General features: G+C 63.4%; 12 protein-coding genes and 1 pseudogene. 5 read left to right on the top strand and 8 right to left on the bottom strand.

Features of this window, described 5'->3' with window-relative positions:
• The first annotated feature begins 5 nt into the window (after positions 1 to 5).
• Positions 6 to 1,445, top strand: coding sequence for an amidohydrolase family protein (locus GOB94_RS12410; protein WP_182276211.1), 1,440 nt, complete (start codon positions 6 to 8; stop codon positions 1,443 to 1,445).
• A 208-nt stretch (positions 1,446 to 1,653) separates the two neighbouring features.
• Here GOB94_RS12410 and phoU read toward each other — a convergent pair whose 3' ends face one another.
• The 8 genes from phoU to GOB94_RS12370 all read right to left on the bottom strand — a co-directional run bounded on the left by phoU (position 1,654) and on the right by GOB94_RS12370 (position 10,867).
• The gene (gene phoU, locus GOB94_RS12405) at positions 1,654 to 2,328 is read right to left on the bottom strand and encodes a phosphate signaling complex protein PhoU (RefSeq protein WP_182276210.1); all 675 of its coding nucleotides are present in this window, start codon (positions 2,326 to 2,328) and stop codon (positions 1,654 to 1,656) included.
• Positions 2,325 to 3,083, bottom strand: coding sequence for a phosphate ABC transporter ATP-binding protein PstB (pstB, locus tag GOB94_RS12400; RefSeq protein WP_182276209.1), 759 nt, complete (start codon positions 3,081 to 3,083; stop codon positions 2,325 to 2,327). Before pstB ends, phoU begins: the two co-directional genes overlap by 4 nt.
• On the bottom strand, positions 3,083 to 3,925 hold the full coding sequence (pstA, locus tag GOB94_RS12395) for a phosphate ABC transporter permease PstA (protein WP_255483919.1): 843 nt from the start codon (positions 3,923 to 3,925) through the stop codon (positions 3,083 to 3,085). The genes pstB and pstA overlap by 1 nt, the downstream gene beginning before the upstream one ends.
• A 47-nt stretch (positions 3,926 to 3,972) precedes the next feature.
• A complete protein-coding gene (gene pstC / locus GOB94_RS12390) occupies positions 3,973 to 5,034 on the bottom strand; it encodes a phosphate ABC transporter permease subunit PstC (protein ID WP_182276207.1) in 1,062 nt (353 codons plus the stop codon).
• Positions 5,035 to 5,242: 208 nt separating this feature from the next.
• A complete protein-coding gene (gene pstS / locus GOB94_RS12385; RefSeq protein ID WP_255483918.1) occupies positions 5,243 to 6,265 on the bottom strand; it encodes a phosphate ABC transporter substrate-binding protein PstS in 1,023 nt (340 codons plus the stop codon).
• 250 nt (positions 6,266 to 6,515) lie between these two features.
• A complete protein-coding gene (locus tag GOB94_RS12380) occupies positions 6,516 to 8,378 on the bottom strand; it encodes a hypothetical protein (protein ID WP_255483916.1) in 1,863 nt (620 codons plus the stop codon).
• 325 nt (positions 8,379 to 8,703) lie between these two features.
• Positions 8,704 to 10,098 (bottom strand): ATP-binding protein, encoded by a 1,395-nt coding sequence (locus GOB94_RS12375; RefSeq protein WP_182276204.1) that lies wholly within the window; start codon positions 10,096 to 10,098, stop codon positions 8,704 to 8,706.
• A gap of 10 nt (positions 10,099 to 10,108) precedes the next feature.
• Positions 10,109 to 10,867, bottom strand: a complete 759-nt coding sequence (locus GOB94_RS12370) for a response regulator transcription factor (protein ID WP_182276203.1) — start codon at positions 10,865 to 10,867, stop codon at positions 10,109 to 10,111.
• Positions 10,868 to 11,342: 475 nt separating this feature from the next.
• Here GOB94_RS12370 and GOB94_RS12365 point away from each other — a divergent pair, with 475 nt between their 5' ends.
• From GOB94_RS12365 to GOB94_RS12350, 4 genes and pseudogenes are all read left to right on the top strand, one after another.
• On the top strand, positions 11,343 to 12,893 hold the full coding sequence (locus GOB94_RS12365) for an APC family permease (protein WP_182276202.1): 1,551 nt from the start codon (positions 11,343 to 11,345) through the stop codon (positions 12,891 to 12,893).
• A gap of 170 nt (positions 12,894 to 13,063) precedes the next feature.
• Positions 13,064 to 14,818 carry a cyclic nucleotide-binding domain-containing thioredoxin-disulfide reductase gene (locus GOB94_RS12360; RefSeq protein WP_182276201.1) on the top strand — a complete coding sequence of 585 codons (1,755 nt, stop codon included), beginning with the start codon at positions 13,064 to 13,066 and terminating at the stop codon, positions 14,816 to 14,818.
• Positions 14,819 to 15,411: 593 nt separating this feature from the next.
• The gene (locus GOB94_RS12355) at positions 15,412 to 15,726 is read left to right on the top strand and encodes a hypothetical protein (protein ID WP_182276200.1); all 315 of its coding nucleotides are present in this window, start codon (positions 15,412 to 15,414) and stop codon (positions 15,724 to 15,726) included.
• Positions 15,727 to 15,962: 236 nt separating this feature from the next.
• Positions 15,963 to 17,708, top strand: a pseudogene (locus GOB94_RS12350) (PDZ domain-containing protein); the annotation flags it as partial.
• Positions 17,709 to 17,970: the final 262 nt, after the last annotated feature.

Here is a 17,970-nt window from a genome sequence, read left to right as displayed (position 1 = left end):
GCTTCATGCGTTCCCAACTCATCGCGTCGCTCCTTGCTGCCTCTCTTTTTCTCAGCGCGCATGCACAGACACCTCCACAGCAGCCCAAACTCCTCGTCGAAGACGCCCTCCTCTTCACCATGGCGCCCGCACAGCGCAAGCCCTTCCTCGGCTACTTCACCGTCGCGACCGACGGCACCATCCTCACCATCGCCGCCGGCACGCCGCCACCGCAGCTCAACGCCCACCGCGTCATCGACGCTCACGGCCACTGGATCATCCCCGGCTTCATCTCCGCGCACTCCCACCTCTGGCAGGCCCCCTTCCGCGGTCTCGCCGCCGACAGCACACTCACCGGCTGGCTCACCGCCGTCTACAACGACAGCGGCAACAAAGCCCGCCCCGAAGACCTCTACTGGTTCACCCTCGACGGCGCCCTCGACCACCTCCAGCACGGCATCACCGCCGCCTACAGCTTCGACTACGGCGGCGCCAGCGTCTGCCATCCCTCGCCCGACGTCGCCCACACCTGCGACGGCTACACCTTCCAGGCCGAGATGGACTCCGGCATCCGCTTCGTCCACGGCTACGACGACGGCCAGGCCACCGCGCCCGGCATCACCCCCGCGTACACCGCCGCGCAGGCCCGCCTCCCCCTCAAAGCCTTCCTCGACTACGCGCAGCAGGCCTCCATCAAAGCAGGCACCCGGCAATACCTCTCCACCATGATCTCCGGCTACGCCGCCTTCTCCAACACCGAGAACCAGGCCTACCTCGACAAGGCCCTTATGCAGGAGTTCCACCTCGCCAACCAGTCCCACTACCTCGAACCGCCCGAATCCGCCGCCGAGGAGCAGGCCAAGTTCCATTGGTTCACCGACAGCGGTCTCCTCGGTCCCAATCTCATCTTCGGCCACTTCATCCACACCACGCCCGTCATCATCGCTGCAACCGGTAAAGCCGGTGCCGCCATGAGCTGGCAGCCTCTCTCCAACGGCCGCCTCGCCAGCGGTGTCCCCGACATCCCCGCTTACCTCAAGGCCGGCATCCGCGTCGGCATGGGCGTAGACGGCGAAGCCTCCGCCGACCTCGCCGACCCCTTCGAAAACATGCGCACCGGCCTCTACGCCATTCGCGACAAGTACGAGTCCGCCACCATCATGTCCCCGTATGACGTCCTCCGCCTGCACACCATGGGCAGCGCCGACGTCCTCAACGTCGCCAACAAGCTGGGCTCCCTCGAACCCGGCAAACTCGCCGACTTCCTCATCATTGACCCGACGAGCTTCGGCCCCGTCTCCGACCCCTACGCCTCACTCGTCTTCATCGCCTCCGAGCCCGACCTCGAAGGCGTCTTCGTTGGCGGCACGCAACTCGTCAGCAACGGAAAACTCCTCAACGCAGACATTCATCGGGTCGATGCTGAAGTCGCTCTCCGCGTAGCCCGCATCCGCGCTACGAATTAAGCTCCAGCACCACCAACCATCCGGCAAACCGGCCACAAATCGGTACCCCGAGTCTTCAGGCTCGGGTCTCATAGCCTTGATAAAGGAATGGGCTTCAGCCCGCCGTTTGCCTTGCCTTCTTCTCGCTTATCTGAACAACCCTCAACCCACCACAAAGCAAAACGCCGAGCCCCAAAGGCTCGGCGTCTCTTCACTCTCTACAACCCGACTAAGCCGTCGCGTCCTGCTCCGCGTGGTGCCGCACATCCGCGCCCTTCACCCAGAAGATCACGTCTTCCGCAATGTTGGTCGCATGGTCGCCCACCCGCTCCAGGTTCCGCGAGATGATCAGCGCATTCAGCGCCTGCGGCGTCAGCTCCGGCTTCTCCTTGATCAGGTTGCCCAGCGCCTTGAACGCATCGCGGTTCATATCGTCCACCTGGTCATCCAGCTTCAGCACATTCTCCGCCATCTCGGCGTCGCCTTCAATAAATGCCTGCAGCGCCTTGCGCACCATCGCACCTGACAGGTTCGCCAGCTTCGGAATGTCCACCGGCAGCTCCACATTCGGCTGCTTGCCCAGCTCCTGCACGCGGTTGGCGATGTTCACCGCCTGGTCGCCCACGCGCTCCAGGTCGGCATTGATGCGGATCACCGCGATAATGAACCGCAGGTCCACCGCCATCGGCTGCTCCATCGCCAGCAGGTCCAGCGCCAGGCTGTCGATCTCCCGCTCCATGCGGTTGATCGCCGGCTCCGACATCAGCACCAGCTCGCACAGGCTCTCATCGCGCGACGAGTACGACTCCGTCGCACGCTGGATCGCCTGCTCCACCAGGCCCGCCATCACCAGGAGCCGCTCCTTCAGTTCGTCCAAGCTCTGCTGAAACCGTATCCGCGTCATCCGAACCTCCCTGTGATGTAATCTTCCGTCCGCTTGTCCGAGGGGTTCGTGAAAATCTTCGTCGTCGGCGCGAACTCCACCAGCTTGCCCGTCAAAAAGAATCCGGTATTCTCGGCCACACGCGCTGCCTGCTGCATATTGTGCGTCACGATCACAATCGTGTATTGGCTCTTCAGCTTGAAGATAAGGTCTTCGATCTTCGCTGTCGATACCGGGTCCAGTGCACTTGCTGGTTCATCCATCAGCAGCACCTCGGGGTCGACTGCCAGCGCACGTGCAATACATAGCCGCTGCTGCTGGCCGCCGGAAAGGCTCGATCCCGACTTCTTCTTCAGGTCGTCCTTCACCTCGTCCCATAGCGCCGCGTTCTTCAGCGACTTCTCCACCACCTCATCCAGTACGCGCTTCTTGCGAAACCCGTTCAGCTTCAGCCCGCTCGCCACGTTGTCATAGATCGACATCGTCGGAAACGGGTTCGGCCGCTGAAACACCATCCCGATCCGCCGCCGGATCTCCACCGGGCTCGCGTCCTTGTAGATGTCGATGTCGCCCATCCGCACCACGCCCTCGGCGCGCGCAATCGGGTTCGTCTCATGCATCCGGTTCAGGCAGCGCACGAACGTGCTCTTGCCGCAGCCCGAAGGCCCAATCAGCGCCGTCGCATGGTTCGCTGGAATGTGCAGGTTGATGTCCCACAACGACTGCGTCGAACCATACCACGCGTTCAGGTTCTCAACTTGAATACCGACTCCCACTAGTGCTGCCCTCCCTTGAGCGTCCCACGTCCGGTAACCACTCGCACCAGCGTCACAGAGACCATAATCATCACAATCAACACCAAAGCTCCACCCCACGCCAGCCTGTGCCACTCATCATACGGGCTCACCGCATAGGTAAATATCTGCAGCGGCAGCGCCGCGATCGGCTGATTCAGGTTCGTGTTCCAGAACTGGTTGCCCAGCGCAGTAAACAGCAGCGGGGCCGTCTCACCGGCCACGCGCGCAAACGCCAGCATGCAGCCTGTAATAATGCCTGGCATCGCCGTCCGCAGGCTCACCGAAATCACCGTCCGCCACTTCGGAATCCCCAGCCCCAGCGCCGCTTCGCGCACCATCTGCGGCACCGTCGTCAGCATCTCTTCGGTCGTGCGAGTAATCGTCGGCACCATCATGATCGCCAGCGCCACGCCGCCCGCAAACCCTGAGAAGTGGTGCTGCTTCGCTACGATCAGCGAGTAAGCTGCAATGCCCATCACAATCGAAGGTACGCCGTTCAGCACGTCCGCCGTAAACTGCACCGCCGTCGAAAACCACGACCCGCGCCCATACTCAGCTAGGTACACACCCGCACCAATCCCCAGCGGAATCCCCATTGCACTCGCCAGCGCCAGAATCGCGCCCGAGCCCACGATGGCGTTCGCCATGCCGCCGCCCATCTCACCCACTGGCACCGGCATCTTCGTAAAGAACGCCCAGTTCAGCGAGCTGAACCCCTTGTAAAGCAGATAGCCCAGGATCGCCACCAGCGGCGCCAGCACCACAATCGTCGCGATCACCGCCAACCCCGTCACCACGTGGTTGGCTGCGTTGCGCCTCATCCTCAAAAAGTTCTCAGTACTCGCAGATCGTATCGGCAGACTGCTCATTAGTGTGCCCCCGCCGCATTGTTGCGAGTCACTGCCCACACCAGCAGCCGCGCAATCGCATTCACCACAATCGTCACCAGGAACAGCGCCAGCCCAATCTCGATCAGCGCGCTCAAATACAGGTCGCCCGTCGCCTCGGTGAACTCATTCGCAATCACGCTGGCCAGCGTATACCCCGGCGCCAGTAGGTTCTTCGCCATGTCCGGGTGGTTGCCGATCACCATCGTCACCGCCATCGTCTCGCCCAGCGCACGGCCCAGCCCCAGGATCACCGAACCTACAATCCCGATCCGCGAGTTCCGCAGAACGCTGATCCGGATCATCTCCCACCGCGTCGCGCCCAGCGCCAGCGCCGCCTCACGCTGGCTCGGCGGCACCACCCGCATTACATCGCGGCTGATCGACGAAATCACCGGAAAGATCATGATCGCCAGGATCACCGCGGCCGTAAACATGCCCACGCCGAAGTTCGGCTCAGCAAATAGCCCTGTCCACCCCAGCGTCTTCTCCAGCACCGGTCCCACCTGGTCGCGGATGAGCGGCACCAGCACGAACACCCCCCACAGGCCGTATACCACGCTTGGGATCGCCGCCAACAGCTCCGTCAAAAACGAGATCGGCCCACGCAGAAAGTTCGGGCAGATCTCCAGCACAAAGATCGCCACCAGCAGCGCCAGCGGCACGGCCATCGCAATCGCCAGCAGCGACGACACCACCGTGCCATAGATAAACGGCAGCGCCCCAAAATCGCCCGAGACCGGGTCCCACACCGTGCCCGTAAAAAACTTCCAGCCAAACGCATGGATCGAGAGCCGCGAGTCCCTGATCAGGACAAACACAATCAGCAGCACGATCACGAAGATGCTCAACGCGCACACCAGCATCAGCCAGCTGAACGCACCATCTGGCAGCTTGCCCGCACTCTTGTTTTGCAGAAACTGGCGGATCGCGGAGGGTTCGGCAGGGGCTGTCACCGCCTTCGGACCGTCGCCGTCAGGCGCGTTCCTCAGCTCGGACGAAATCACCGTCTGCCGCATCGGGATGGAATTGGATTCACTCATAGACTGCGTAAGACGCTGCCTCTACTTTATGAAAGGACTGTAAACAGACCGTGAATTCGGCTGCATTCGGCCGGTCTTTCGCATAGATAAATCAGCCTTTATAGGGCTCTACGCCGGCTCTTCGCCCTGCTGCGGAGTTTTACCTTCCAGCCGGGCATAAAACTGTTGGCCCCCGTGAGCAATACAGCCGCTCCGGGGGCCAGCACGCTTACTGGATCGTCGCGATCGTCTTCCGCTCCATCTTGACCACCGACGCTGGCAGCGGAGCATACGTCATGCTGCTCGCCTCAGCCTCACCCTTATCCAGCATCCAGGTCAGGAAGTCCTTCAGCACCTTTCCCTTCGCCGGATCATCCGACTTCACCGGGATCAGCAGCCATGTGAACGACGAGATCGGGTACGCATCCGCGCCCGGAGCATTCGTGATCGACACGCGATAGTCGGCCGGCATGTTCTTCGCCGCACCCGCAGCCGCGGCTGTCACGCCTTCGGTCGAAGCCAGCAGCCACTTGCCCGCGGCGTTGCGTACATAGCCATACTGCATGTTGTTCGCCTTCGCATAGATCAGTTCCACGTAGCCGAACGCGTACTCACTGCTGCGCACCATGCTGGCAACGCCTTCATTGCCCTTCTGGCCAATGCCCAGCGGCCAGCGCACCGACGTGTTCTTGCCGATCTTCGAAGCAAAGTCCGGGCTCACCTTCGACAGGAAGTCCGTGAAGATGTACGTCGTGCCCGACCCGTCCGAACGGTACACCGGCAGGATCGTGTGGTCCGGCAGGCTCACGCCGGGGTTGTCCTTCGTCAGGCGGGGATCGTTCCACTTCGTGATCTTGCCCAGGTAGATGTCCGCGATCACCTCAGGAGCGAACTTCAGCGGCGCCTTCACGCCAGGAACGTTGTACACCGGCACCACCGCGCCCAGCACGGTCGGGATGTGGTACAGCTTCACCTTCGACGCCGCCAGCTGCGCGTCCGTCATCGGGCCGTCGCTCGCACCGAAGTCCACCGTCTTCTCCGACACCTGGCGAATGCCCGCGCCCGAACCCACCGACTGGTAGTTGATCTGTACACCGGGATGCGACGCGCTGTACTCCGAGAACCACTTGGAGTAGATCGGGTTCGGGAACGACGCGCCCGCACCGGTCAGGTGCTGTGCGCTCGCCACGGACACACCCGCGGTCGCCACGCAGGCGGACAGCAGAAACGCTGAGAGGATATTTGTCTTCACTTGAAAGCTCCTGTTTACTGCTTCATCTTGATTGAAATTCCAACGGGAAAAACTCGACTTCATAGCACGAAACGATATTTCACCCGGGGTACTCGTCCATGCTCATCCAGCCACATTGCAGGGGTGTTACATTCTCATTCGTTTTCAGCAAAGCCCTGCAATTCCATCGCTTTGCCAGCCATATCACCCACCAGTAGCGAAGGGCCCCATCGCAACGACAGGGCCCCTTGCGTACCGTCAGGCTTCAGGTTTAGGGGATGTAGTAGCGCATCGAGACATGCACCATCGGCTCGGTCGCGCGTGCGCCCGTGGGACTGGTGATCGGACCGGTCGCCGGCACGTTGTTGCCCGACCACAGGTTGCGCTGCAGATAGCTGTAGGTCACCCAGTACTGCAGACGGCCATACTTCGGGCTCACGATCGGCTTCCAGATCACGCCTGCCATCGCCTCCTGAATGTACCGTGTCGGCGAGTTGCAGGAGCTGCCTGCACCCAGACCGCCACCATTGCCGGCGCCAACCGTCGTCGAAGGCGCAGCTGGCAGGTTGTAGCAGCCGCTGTCGACCAGGTTGCCTGGGCCATAACCGATCAGGTCACCCTGAGAGGTCGTGTACACCGTGCGCTGCGCATACTCACCGCCGTAGTAGCCGAATACATCGAACTTCTTCGTCGGATGCGTCTCCAGCGAGAACAGACCATGGTAGTTGCGGATCGGCTCAATCGTCTCGTCCGGGCGCAGCGTCGCGTCCGCCAGCTGCGACGAGCCATAACGCCCCACGCCCTGGCCAACCATCGCCTGCGCCGCAACTTCGATCTTCTTGTCAGCCAGGTACACACGTGCACTGCCGAACACACCGCCAGCAGCGGAGGTGTGGTTCGAGTACGTGCTGGCGTACGTGTAGGTCGGCGCCGCAGCCGTGCCGCCCGATGCCGTGATCGGCAAGTAGTAGTCGCGCAGGAAGCGGCCCAGGCCGCCCACTTCGCCGTGGAAGTTCGGCAGGTCCACCGCGGCCTTCACGATCACGTCAGGAGCGACGTTGTTCGCATAGGTCGTGATGTTGCTCGTACCGCCGTTCGCCGCGGCCGCGTTGTACAGACCGCCGTTCTGGCCGATGCCACCGAAGTAGTAATTGACCGGGATAGCCGCCGACACCGTCGACGCCACCGTGAAACCGGTGATCTGCGACTGCTCCACCGAAACCGCCAGCGTCAGCGCCTTCGTGCTCTCATCGCCAAAACGCTGCTGGATGCGGAAGCCCGGCTGACGTGTCCAGCTGTAACCTGCGAGGTACTGCGAATCGATCGAGTTCGGCTGAATCGAGGTCCGCGCGTCCGTTCCCTTGCGGTTCTCAGCAATCAGCGACCACATCTGGCCACCCGTCATCGTAAAGCCGTTCTGCAGGGCAACCTGACCCCAGATCTGGCGTTGACGCATCACATAGCTGTTCGACTGGTTGTTGTTCGAGCTCGTGCCCGTTCCCAGGAAGTCCATCTCGTAATAGCCGGTCAGCTTCGCCGTCGGCGTCGCCTGCGACTGGAACAGAACACCCAGGCGGCTCTGGCGGCCCGAGAAGTTCAGCTCGCTCGTATGCCCTTCCGACGCACTCGGCAGAGGAATGTTGTTGAACGGCGTGTTGATGTCCGAGTTCACCGTGTGCTGGCGCCATACACCTTCAGCCGCCGCGAAGGCGATCGGGGTGATCGTGATGCCCTTGTAGTGCAGCGCGCTCGGCGAGTAGACCTCGTCATGCAGGGCATCGACCTTCTTGTCGGCCGAGACAGCCTTCGCGTCCGCGTCCGTCGCCTTCGCATCGGCCGTGCTGGCAGCTGCCGACGCATTGTTCGCCGTCTGCTGTGCTGTGTCCGCCGTCTGCTGCGCCTTCTGTGCCAGCGGCGTCGCAATCGGGTCCGACTCCGGCTGTGCCTTCGGCATGTCTGCCAGCTGCTGCTTCAGCGCGTCGATCTGCGCCTGCTGGTCCGCCAACTGCTTGCGCAGGTCTTCGCAAGGCATCTCGTCCTTCTTTGCCTTGTGATGACGTACGGTCGTCTTACAGGGGTTCGACTGCGTCTGCGCATGCGCACTCGGCACACCGACGATTGCTGCAGCGGCCAAAGCAGCGATTCCAAACTTGAGAGCTCTCATTATTCCTCGCGAGATAGCGCTAAGACGTACCGATCCCTGTCCGGCTCATTCTTCTGGCCGCAGATTCGGTCATCTTGCTTCACCTATCCGTTGCATTAAGCTTCCGCCGCCTCTGTGAACAGAGGCCTTCAGCGATGTGAATAGAGAATGAAAATCCCCAAGATTACGAATTTGGCACCATTTTTTACCCGCAACCCACCCGCCGTCCTCTGTCCACAGCCCTGCCTCAGCCTCACAGGGGTAAAGCCGGTGTAACTACAGGGGTGAACACCGCAGCCCACCCCTTAACACCCTGTTACTCGGCCACAGGCAGCGTAAAGAAGAACCGGCTCCCCACACCCAGCTCACTCTCCACCCACATCCGTCCTCTGTGCGACTCCACAATATGCTTCGCAATCGCCAGCCCCAGCCCCGTCCCACCCGACTCCCGGCTCCGTGCCTTGTCCACCCGGTAGAACCGTTCGAACAGCCGCCCCAAATGCTCGGACGGAATCCCCTGCCCAAAGTCTTCTACGCAGAACTCCACCATCGCCCGCCCGTCCTCGATCGTCACCTCACGAGCGCTCAACACCACCGCCGCCTCATCCGGCCCGCGGTCGCCGCTCTGCAACGCCGTCGGCCGCCGCCCGTAGTTCAACGCATTCTCCACCAGGTTGCTCATCACCTGTACAAGCGCGTCCAGGTCCGCCACAACCGTCGTCTCCGGATGCTCCCCGATCCCCAGGTCTCCACCCTTTTCCTTCACCAGCCCGGCCACCGCCACCGCCGTCTCGTCGATCAGCGTCGTCACCTTCACCGGCTTCGGCCTCAGCTTCTGCTCGCCGGAGTCCACCCGCGCCATCGCCAGCAGGTCGTCCGTCAGCCGCCCCATCCGCCTCGCACTCTTCTGGATCGCCTCCAGAAACTCCCGAACCTGCGGCGTAAACGTGTCTGCCGTCCGCTCGTCCTCCAGCAGCATCTCCACATACCCCGAGATCGACGTCAGCGGCGTCCGCAGCTCATGGCTCACATTCGCCACAAACTCCCGCTGCGTCCGTTCCACCTGCTCAATCCGCGTGCGGTCCTGCATCACCACCACCGCGCCGCCCTCCGGCATCGGACTCGCGCTCACCGCAAACACCCGTCCAATCGGCAGCGACACCGACCGCTCCTCCGCATACTTGCCCTGCTCCAGCGCCAGCTGCACGCACTTCAGCACCTCCGGCGCCCGTATCGTCTGCACCAGCGAGTGCCCTGCCCGCACCGACCCCGACGACTCTGTCATCAGCCGCTGCATCTGCCGGTTCGCCCACACAATCCGCCCCGCCGCGTCCACGCTCGTCACCGCGTCCTGCATCGAGTCCAGCAGCGCCTCCAGCTTCCGCCGGCTCTCCGCGCTCGACGCCATCTGCCGCGCCGCTTCCGCGCTGCTCACATTCAGCGCATCGACGATCCCCTCCATCTGTCGATACGGCGGCTCCGGCAGCGTCCTTAATTCCTGCGACGCCAACACCATCGGCTCAAGCTCCTCCAGCGCCGTCGTAATCGAGTACGTCGTCTCCGTCGCCACCGCCACCGCGGCCACCAACCCGGCCACCACCACCATCCATGGCTTCGGCAGCAGCAGCACCGCAACGCCCACTGCGGCCACGGCCGCCGCCGAGCGCCACAGCAACGCCAGGAACAAGCTGCGTTTTAAAAAGGAGCCCATGCGCTAAAGACTAATCGTTCGCGCCTTCAGCCGCGCCCACCTCGGCAGGCTCACCGCCCTCGGCACGCCCCTTCGGGATGTCGAACCGGTATCCTGCCCCACGCATCGTCTTCAGGTAGCGAGGCGTCTCCGGGTCCGTCTCGATCTTCTCCCGGATTCTCCGCACATACACATCCACGCTGCGCGGCGTCACAAACCGCGCATCGCCCCACACCGCATCCAGCAGATGGTCCCGGCTGAACACGCGTCCCGGGTGCCGTGCCAGATAATCCAGCAGCCGAAACTCCGTCGCTGTCGTCGTCACCAGCTCGCCGTTCACCCGCAGTTGCATCGAGTTCCCATCGATCTCCAGAGCCTCGATCGACAGCACCGCGCTGGTCGAAGGCGTCTCCGGCCGCTCGAACCGCCGCAGCACGGCCTTCACCCTTGCCAGCAGCTCGCGCATCGCAAACGGCTTCGTAATATAGTCGTCCGCGCCCAGCTCCAGCCCAGTCACGCGGTCGTTCTCCGCCGCCCGCGCCGTCAAAAAAATGATCGGCACGCTGGCGAGGGTCGGGTTCTGCCGCAACCGGCGGCAAAGGTCCAGCCCGTCGCCCCCAGGAAACATAATGTCCAGCAGAAACAGCGCCGGCCGCTGCCGCTCCGCGTCCTGCACGATCGTGCTCAGCTGCGGATACGCCCGCACCGTATACCCCGCACCCTCCAGCTGATACTGCACCAGCCGCCGGATGTCCGCATCGTCTTCCAGGACATAGATCGCCTGAGTCACCTGTGTCGCTCCTGTCTCTTCCGAACCAGTCTCTTACGAAGCCTTCGTCCGTTCCCTACCGTGCCACTGCGCGGCCCTTCGGTCTCTTCACACGCCGGTTTTCCAGTTAAAAGCCTAGCGCGTCCGGCCCTCACCTTTGCTAAAGGACGATGAATCCTGTGACATACCCCTCTCTTACTCCATTCCCGATCAAGGTATGCTGTGGAGAACCACAACGCAACCCCCTACCCGGCTCAATGGAAGCCCCGACGCTCCTCAACCCCGGCGCAACAAGAATCTCCACCTCCCACAAGACGTCCGTCATCTCGACCGGAGGCGCAGCCGGAGCAGAGAGACCCCTGTATTTCGCACTTGCCGTTGCTTTTGCTTTTGCGTTTCTGGCTTGTCATTCCCCTAAGCGAAGTCGAGAGGGAAGGACAAATCCGCTTCTGCCGTTACCTTTCTCTACTCACTACTCATCTACTCCTCTTCAAACATGCCCACCGACACCCTCGAATCCGCCCCCCACCCCGACGGCGCCAAGCTCCTCGCCCTTGAGTCCTTTGAGCCCGAAACCTTCGGCCTGCGCCACGCCATCCTCTCGCCCGTCGAAACCCTCGCCCAGTCCATCTCCACCATCGCCCCCAGCACCTCGCCCGCGCTCACCATCCCGCTCGTCTTTGCGCTCGCCGGCCAGGGCACAGCCCTCGCCTACCTCATCGCGATGCTGCTCATGATTTTGATCGGCCTCACCATCGCCGCCTTCGCGCGCGAGTCCTCCTCGCCCGGCTCGCTCTACGTCTACACCCGCATCTCGCTCCCGCCCATCTGCTCCTCCATCACCGCCCTGGCGCTCTTCTTCGCCTACATCACCACCGCGTCCGCCGTCATCGGAGGCTTTGTTGCCTTCGCCGACGTCCTCCTCGGTGCCCACGCTGCCGCCGTCCCGCCGCTCCTGCTCGTCTTCATCGCCGCCGCCGGGGCCGGCTGGGTCGCCTGGCGCGACGTCCAGATCTCCGCTCGCCTCATGCTCTATATAGAGGCCTTTTCCGTCTGCCTGATCGCCACCGTCATCGCCGTCACCCTGTTCAAGCACGGCCTGCACCTCGACCACGCCCAGTTCGCCCTCAACCATCTCAGCTTCCGAGGCATCGGCCTCGGCGTCATGCTCGCCATCTTCAGCTTCGTCGGCTTCGAGTCCGCCACCACCCTCGGCGCCGAAGCCAAAAACCCTCTCCGCTCCATCCCCCGAGCCGTCGTCCAGTCCGCGCTCCTCTCCGGCCTCTTCTTCGTCCTCTGCAGCTACGGCGAAACCCTCGGCTTCCGCTCCTCCTCCATCACCCTCGACCAGTCCCCCGCACCCTTCCACTTCCTCGCCGCACAGGCCGGCGTCACTCCGCTAGGTCTCCTCATCGACATCGGCGTCTTCATCAGCATGTTCGCCGCCACGCTCGCCTGCGTCATCGCCGCCTCCCGCGTTCTGCTCCTCATGGCCCACCACGGCCTCGCTCACAAACGCCTCTCCACCACCAGCTCCACGCACGAAACCCCAGCCGCCGCCGGCATCCTCGCCGCCGTTCTAGCCTTCCTTCCCGCCGCCGGCCTCGCCCTCGGCCACACCTCCGGAGCCAACATCTACGGCTGGATGGGTACCCTCGCCGTCTACGCCTTCCTCACCGCCTACGGAATGGTCGCCGTCGCCCTCTTCTTCCACCGCATCAAGCCCGAGGGCTTCTGCCTCCCAGCCAAAAATCAGGTACCCCAAGGCTTCAGCCTCGAAACGGAGACCCAGGTACCCCAAGGCTTCAGCCTTGGGTCTCATAGTGCACCCAGAAAATGGGGGGCTTTAGCCCTCGGGGAGCGCTTTCGTGTGATCGCCACCATCCTCCTCACCGCCTCCGCCACCCTCGCGATGCTCCTCGCCATGGCCAGCAACTTCTACCCCGTCCCACCCGCCCCGCTCCGCTACTTCCCCTTCATCTATCTGTCGTACCTCTCCCTCGCGCTCGGTTGGCTGGCCTTCTCTCGCTCCCGCAAGCCCAGTTAACTTCCCCGCATTTGCCGTTGCTTGTTTTCCTCTGCGACCTCTGCGGGCTTTTACTTTGCGCCCTCTGCGTGAAAGCCTTTGCCGTAGCAAGCGCCGAAGGCGCGAGCGTACCCCCGCACAACCGCCAAACGTGCAAGCTCTGCCGCCCCATTCCCTGAGACAATACCTCCATGTCAGAACAGGACCGCGCTCTCTCCATCGAAGAGGCCCGCAGCAAAAACAGCGCCTGGAACACCCCGGACTTCCGCCCGGACCTCGCCTTCCCCAAGCTCACCGAGGAGATGGTCGAGCGCCTCCGCGCCTACGGCCGCGAAGAGACCTTCCCTGACGGCGCCGTCCTCTTCACCCAGGGACAGCGCCAGGTCGACATGTTCGTCGTCCTCGAAGGCGGCATCGACATCTCTCTGCCGGCCACGGACGGCCGTCCCCACATCTTCGCCCACCATCCCCCCTACAGCTTCTCCGGCGAGCTGAACATGCTCAACTCACAGGGCTCGCTCGCCGAAGCCCACACCACCGGCGTCAGTCGCCTCCTTCGCATCACACGCAACGAGCTCCAGCGCCTCATGCGCGCCGAAGGCGACATCGCCAACATCATCACCTCGGCCACCGTCTGGCGCCGCATCGGCATCATCGGCGAAGCCAACAGCGGCGTCATCCTCACCGGCAACACCGGCGACGCGGAGACCATCGAGCTACAGCGCTTCTTCGTCCGCAACAGCTACCCCCACCAGCTCGCCGAAGCCCCCGTCGAAGAAGCTCCGCAGCCCACCGACCTCCTCACCGAGCGCGAGTCCCTCTACCCCGCCGTCACCCTCACCGACGGCCGCACCCTGCACCGCCCCACCATCACCCAGCTCGCCGACGAGCTCGGCATCACCGAGCTCCCCGACCCGCACATGATCTACGACGTCACCGTCGTCGGTGCCGGTCCTTCCGGCCTCGCGGCAGCCGTCTATGCGGCCTCCGAAGGCCTCTGCACCATCGTCATCGAAGGCACCGCCCCCGGCGGCCAGGCCGGCACCAGCTCCAAGATCGAAAACTACCTCGGCTTCCCCACCGGCATCGCCGGCCAGCGCCTCGCCAGCCGCGCCCAGTTGCAGGCCCTCAAGTTCGGCGTCCGCTTCGCCATCTCCCGCGACGTCGTCACCGCCGAGCAGGTCGACGGCATCCACCAGCTCACCCTCGCCGGCGGCATCCCCGTCTGCTCCCGCGCAGTTGTCATCGCCTCCGGCGCGCAGTACCGCAAGCTCTCCGTCGAAAACTACAGCCAGTATGAAAACCGCGGCATCTACTACGCCGCTACCGCAATGGAATCCGTCCTCTGCCGCGAAAACGAGGTCATCGTGGTCGGCGGCGGCAACTCCGCCGGACAGGCCGCCGTCTTCCTCTCCGGCATCGCGAAGCACGTCCATCACATCGTCCGCGGCAAGTCACTCGCCGCCACCATGTCGCAGTACCTCATCTCCCGCATCGAAAGCTCCTCCCACATCACCCTCTACACCGAATCCGAGATCGTAAAACTCACCGGCGCCAACTCACTCGAATGCGTCACCTGGGTCAACCGCCGCACCGGCGAAGAGACCACGCGCCCTATCGGCAGCATCTTCGTCATGATCGGCGCCGAGCCCAACTCCGGCTGGCTCTTCGGCACCGTCAAGCTCGACAAGAAGGGCTTCATCCTCACCGGCGGCGAAGACGGCTTCGAGACCACCCCCTACGCCACCAGCGTCCCCGGCATGTACGCCGTCGGCGACGTCCGCTCCAACTCCGTCAAGCGCGTCGCCTCCGCAGTCGGCGAAGGCTCCGTCGTCATCTCCGACGTCCACCGCTACCTCGCCGACCACCGCAACCACTTCGCCGCCGAACCCAACTCAGCCCTCGCAGCCCTCCGCTCCGTCAGCGCCGCAACAGCCTCTCAATAGGTAGGGGGGCTTCAGCCCCGGGCCTTGCTTCGCTTACCCAACCACAAAGTCTGTTATCTCGACTACTACCACCACAAATCTGTCATCTCGCCCGAAGCATCGCGCTTTTGCGATGCGCAGCGGAGAGACCTGCATCTGTGGCAGCGATGCGCCGAAGACGCGAGCAGCGATAGAGAAGATTGTGCAAAGCCAGGGGCACCCTTCTTTGTACAGCTCCCATCTACCTCAGTAGCTCTTCTACAGACGAAAGCCTGAGATCGGCAAACACGGGACACCGCCGTATCCCAGGACATTGCTAGGAGCCGCAGCCACCGTCGGAAAGGTTCCAATGCGTGGACTGAAGGTTCTCCTCTGTGCAGCAATCGTAACGACATCCTTGGCCGTGTTGCCTGCGGCTAACGCACAGCTCGTCGTCAACATAGGCGCTCAACCCATCTGCCCATACGGCTATTACGACTACGCCCCCTACGCCTGCTCCCCTATGGGTTTTTACGGCCCGGGATACTTCTACAACGGCATCTTCCTCGGCATGGGCCCGTGGTCTGGCTGGGGCTATAGCCACGGTTGGGGCGGCCATCGCTTCAGCAATGGTGGTGGCGGAAGCTACAGAGGTGGTGGCGGCATCGCGGCCAACCGTGGAAGCCGCAGAGTTGGAGTATCGGCAGTACGCGGCAACGGCGGAGCCCGCTCTTCGAGGGCCTCCGGCGGCAGCCGCCATTCAGCGGCAACTCATGGTGCAGCACCCCGCGGCTCTGCACACGCCGCAGCATCACATGGCGGAGGATCGCATGCTGGCGGCGGCGGCTCCCACGGTGGCGGCCACGGCGGTGGTGGTCACGGCGGCGGCGGTCACGGCGGCGGTCACCACTAACCGTCAGCTTGACAACGCTGATATCCTTAAAGAGTAGAAGCATCTACAACGAAACCCGGCCCAGCGCCGGGTTTCGTCATCTCCAGATCGTTCTCAACCGACCCACTCTAGCCTCCCTCTGACTAAAGTTTCCACACTCTGGTTACGGATCTAACTCCAATCCGCTGCGGATCTTAGCCCAAAACGGGCCGGGGGGCCTCCCACCGCTTGCGTCAAAATCGCCTCCATGGACGTACAGTAGGAATCACCAGCAAGTTCTCCAACTGAGGTTCCTTGAATGACGATTCGCCCCGCCGCGCTGCTCGCCGCCGCACTCTTCTCGGCCGCAGCCTTTGCCCAGACCGCGCCGATCAAGATCACCGCCGATCTCTCCGAAGCGCCCCGCCGCCTCTACCACGCCGAGATCGACATCCCGGTCACCCCGGCCCGCTCACCCTCACCACCCCCAAGTGGATTCCCGGCAACCACCGCCCCACCGGCCCCGTCGATGAGATCACCGGCGTCGTCTTCACCGCTAACGGCGAAACCCTCAAGTGGCGTCGCGACGACGTCGACCTCTACAACTTCCACCTCGTCGTCCCCAAGGGTGTCACCAGCATCCACGTCCACCTCGACGACATCGCCCTCACCCGCGTCAGCGACCATCTCGCCTGCCTCGAGTGGGAGCGCCTGCTGATGTACCCCGCTGACAAGCCCGGCAAGGAGATCCCAGTCATCCCTAGCGTCACCGTCCCCGCCGGCTGGGGCATCGGCACCGCCCTCCAGCCCACCGGCACCGGCGCACCCCCGCCCACCACCGGCGTCAACGAGCAGGACCACACCCCCCCGGCAGGGGCCGTCACCACCCACTACGCCGAAACCAACGTCGAGCAGCTCGAAGACTCGCCCGTCATCGCCGGCCAGTATTTTCACGAGTTCGCCCTCGCGCCCGAGATGTCGCCCAAGCACTACATCGACGTCGTCGCCGACAAGCCCGGCGATCAGGACCTCAAGCCCGAGGTCATCGCCGAGTGCTCCAACCTCGTCCGCGAAGCCAACGCCGCCTACGGCTCGCACCACTACAACGTCTACCACTTCCTGCTCACGCTCTCCGACGTCGCAGGCGGTGAAGGCCTCGAGCACGGCCAGTCCTCCGACAACGGCGTCGGCGAGAAGGGCTTCAGCATGCCCGAAGGCGGCTCCGACCTCCTCGCCCACGAGTACACCCACTCCTGGAACGGCAAGTACCGCCGTCCCGCCCGCCTCTACCAGCCCACCTTCGCCACACCCGAGCAGGGCAATCTCCTCTGGGTCTACGAAGGCATGACGCAGTACATGGGCAACGTCCTCGGTGCCCGCGCCGACTTCAAGACCAAGCGCCAGTACCTCGACACCATCGCCAACACCGCCGCCTCGCTCGACTACAAGCCCGGCCGCGACTGGCGCTCCACAGAGGACACCGCCATCGCCGCCAGCGTCCTCCGTGGCGGTAATCCCGAGTGGTCCAACTGGAAGCGCGGTCAGGACTACTACCAGGAAGGCACCCTCGTCTGGATGGATGTCGACACCAAGATCCGCCAGCTCACCAACAACAAGAAGTCACTCACCGACTTCCAGCGCATCTTCCTCGGCAGGGGCGGCAACACTGGCCCCATGATCCTCGGCTATGAGTTCCCCGAGCTCGTCGAAGACCTCAACAAGGTTGTTCCCTACGATTGGGACAAGATGCTGCGTGAGAAGGTCAACGGCATCAACCCGCACGCCGACACGGACGGCATCACGCAAGGCGGCTACAAGCTCGTCTACCTCGATCACGAGCCGCCATCTGATCGCGCTGGCGCGGGCGGCCGCGGCTTCGGTGGGCCCAACGTCTGGTACTCCATCGGCCTCCGCATCAGCGGCGGTGGTCCTGGACGCGGTGGACGCGGCGGCGGGGCCGAAGGCACCATCTCCGACGTCCGCTACGGCGGCCCGGCCGATGCAGCCAAGCTCTACCCCGGCGAGCGCATCATTGGCATCAACGGCCAGTCCTTCACCCCCGAGCTTCTCACCGAGGCCATCAAGGACGCCGTCGGCAAGACTGAGCCCATCCACATCGTCGCAGAGCATGAAGGCACCCTCACCACCTACGACATCAACTACCACGACGGCAACAAATACCCCACCCTCGAGCGAGTGGCTGGCACCCCCGACTACCTCATGGACATCGCCGCACCGCTCACCACAACCGAACACGCCCCGGCTACAAATCCGAAGGGCGGCACTCAGAAAAGTAACCAACCCATCCAAAAGCAGAAGGGCG

This window comes from Granulicella sp. 5B5, from assembly GCF_014083945.1.
In the GTDB taxonomy this organism is placed as follows: Bacteria; Acidobacteriota; Terriglobia; order Terriglobales; family Acidobacteriaceae; genus Granulicella.
Note: the sequence above shows the minus strand (reverse complement) of the source record. Positions and strands in the feature narration are given on the sequence as shown.

What these genes read in the sequence shown, in the direction of transcription:
- GOB94_RS12410 (WP_182276211.1), top strand. Translation starts at nt 6, where the DNA reads ATGCGTTCCCAACTCATCGCGTCGCTCCTTGCTGCCTCTCTTTTTCTC.
- phoU (WP_182276210.1), bottom strand. Translation starts at nt 2,328, where the DNA reads ATGACGCGGATACGGTTTCAGCAGAGCTTGGACGAACTGAAGGAGCGG.
- pstA (WP_255483919.1), bottom strand. Translation starts at nt 3,925, where the DNA reads ATGAGGCGCAACGCAGCCAACCACGTGGTGACGGGGTTGGCGGTGATC.
- pstC (WP_182276207.1), bottom strand. Translation starts at nt 5,034, where the DNA reads ATGAGTGAATCCAATTCCATCCCGATGCGGCAGACGGTGATTTCGTCC.
- GOB94_RS12375 (WP_182276204.1), bottom strand. Translation starts at nt 10,098, where the DNA reads ATGGGCTCCTTTTTAAAACGCAGCTTGTTCCTGGCGTTGCTGTGGCGC.
- GOB94_RS12365 (WP_182276202.1), top strand. Translation starts at nt 11,343, where the DNA reads ATGCCCACCGACACCCTCGAATCCGCCCCCCACCCCGACGGCGCCAAG.
- GOB94_RS12360 (WP_182276201.1), top strand. Translation starts at nt 13,064, where the DNA reads ATGTCAGAACAGGACCGCGCTCTCTCCATCGAAGAGGCCCGCAGCAAA.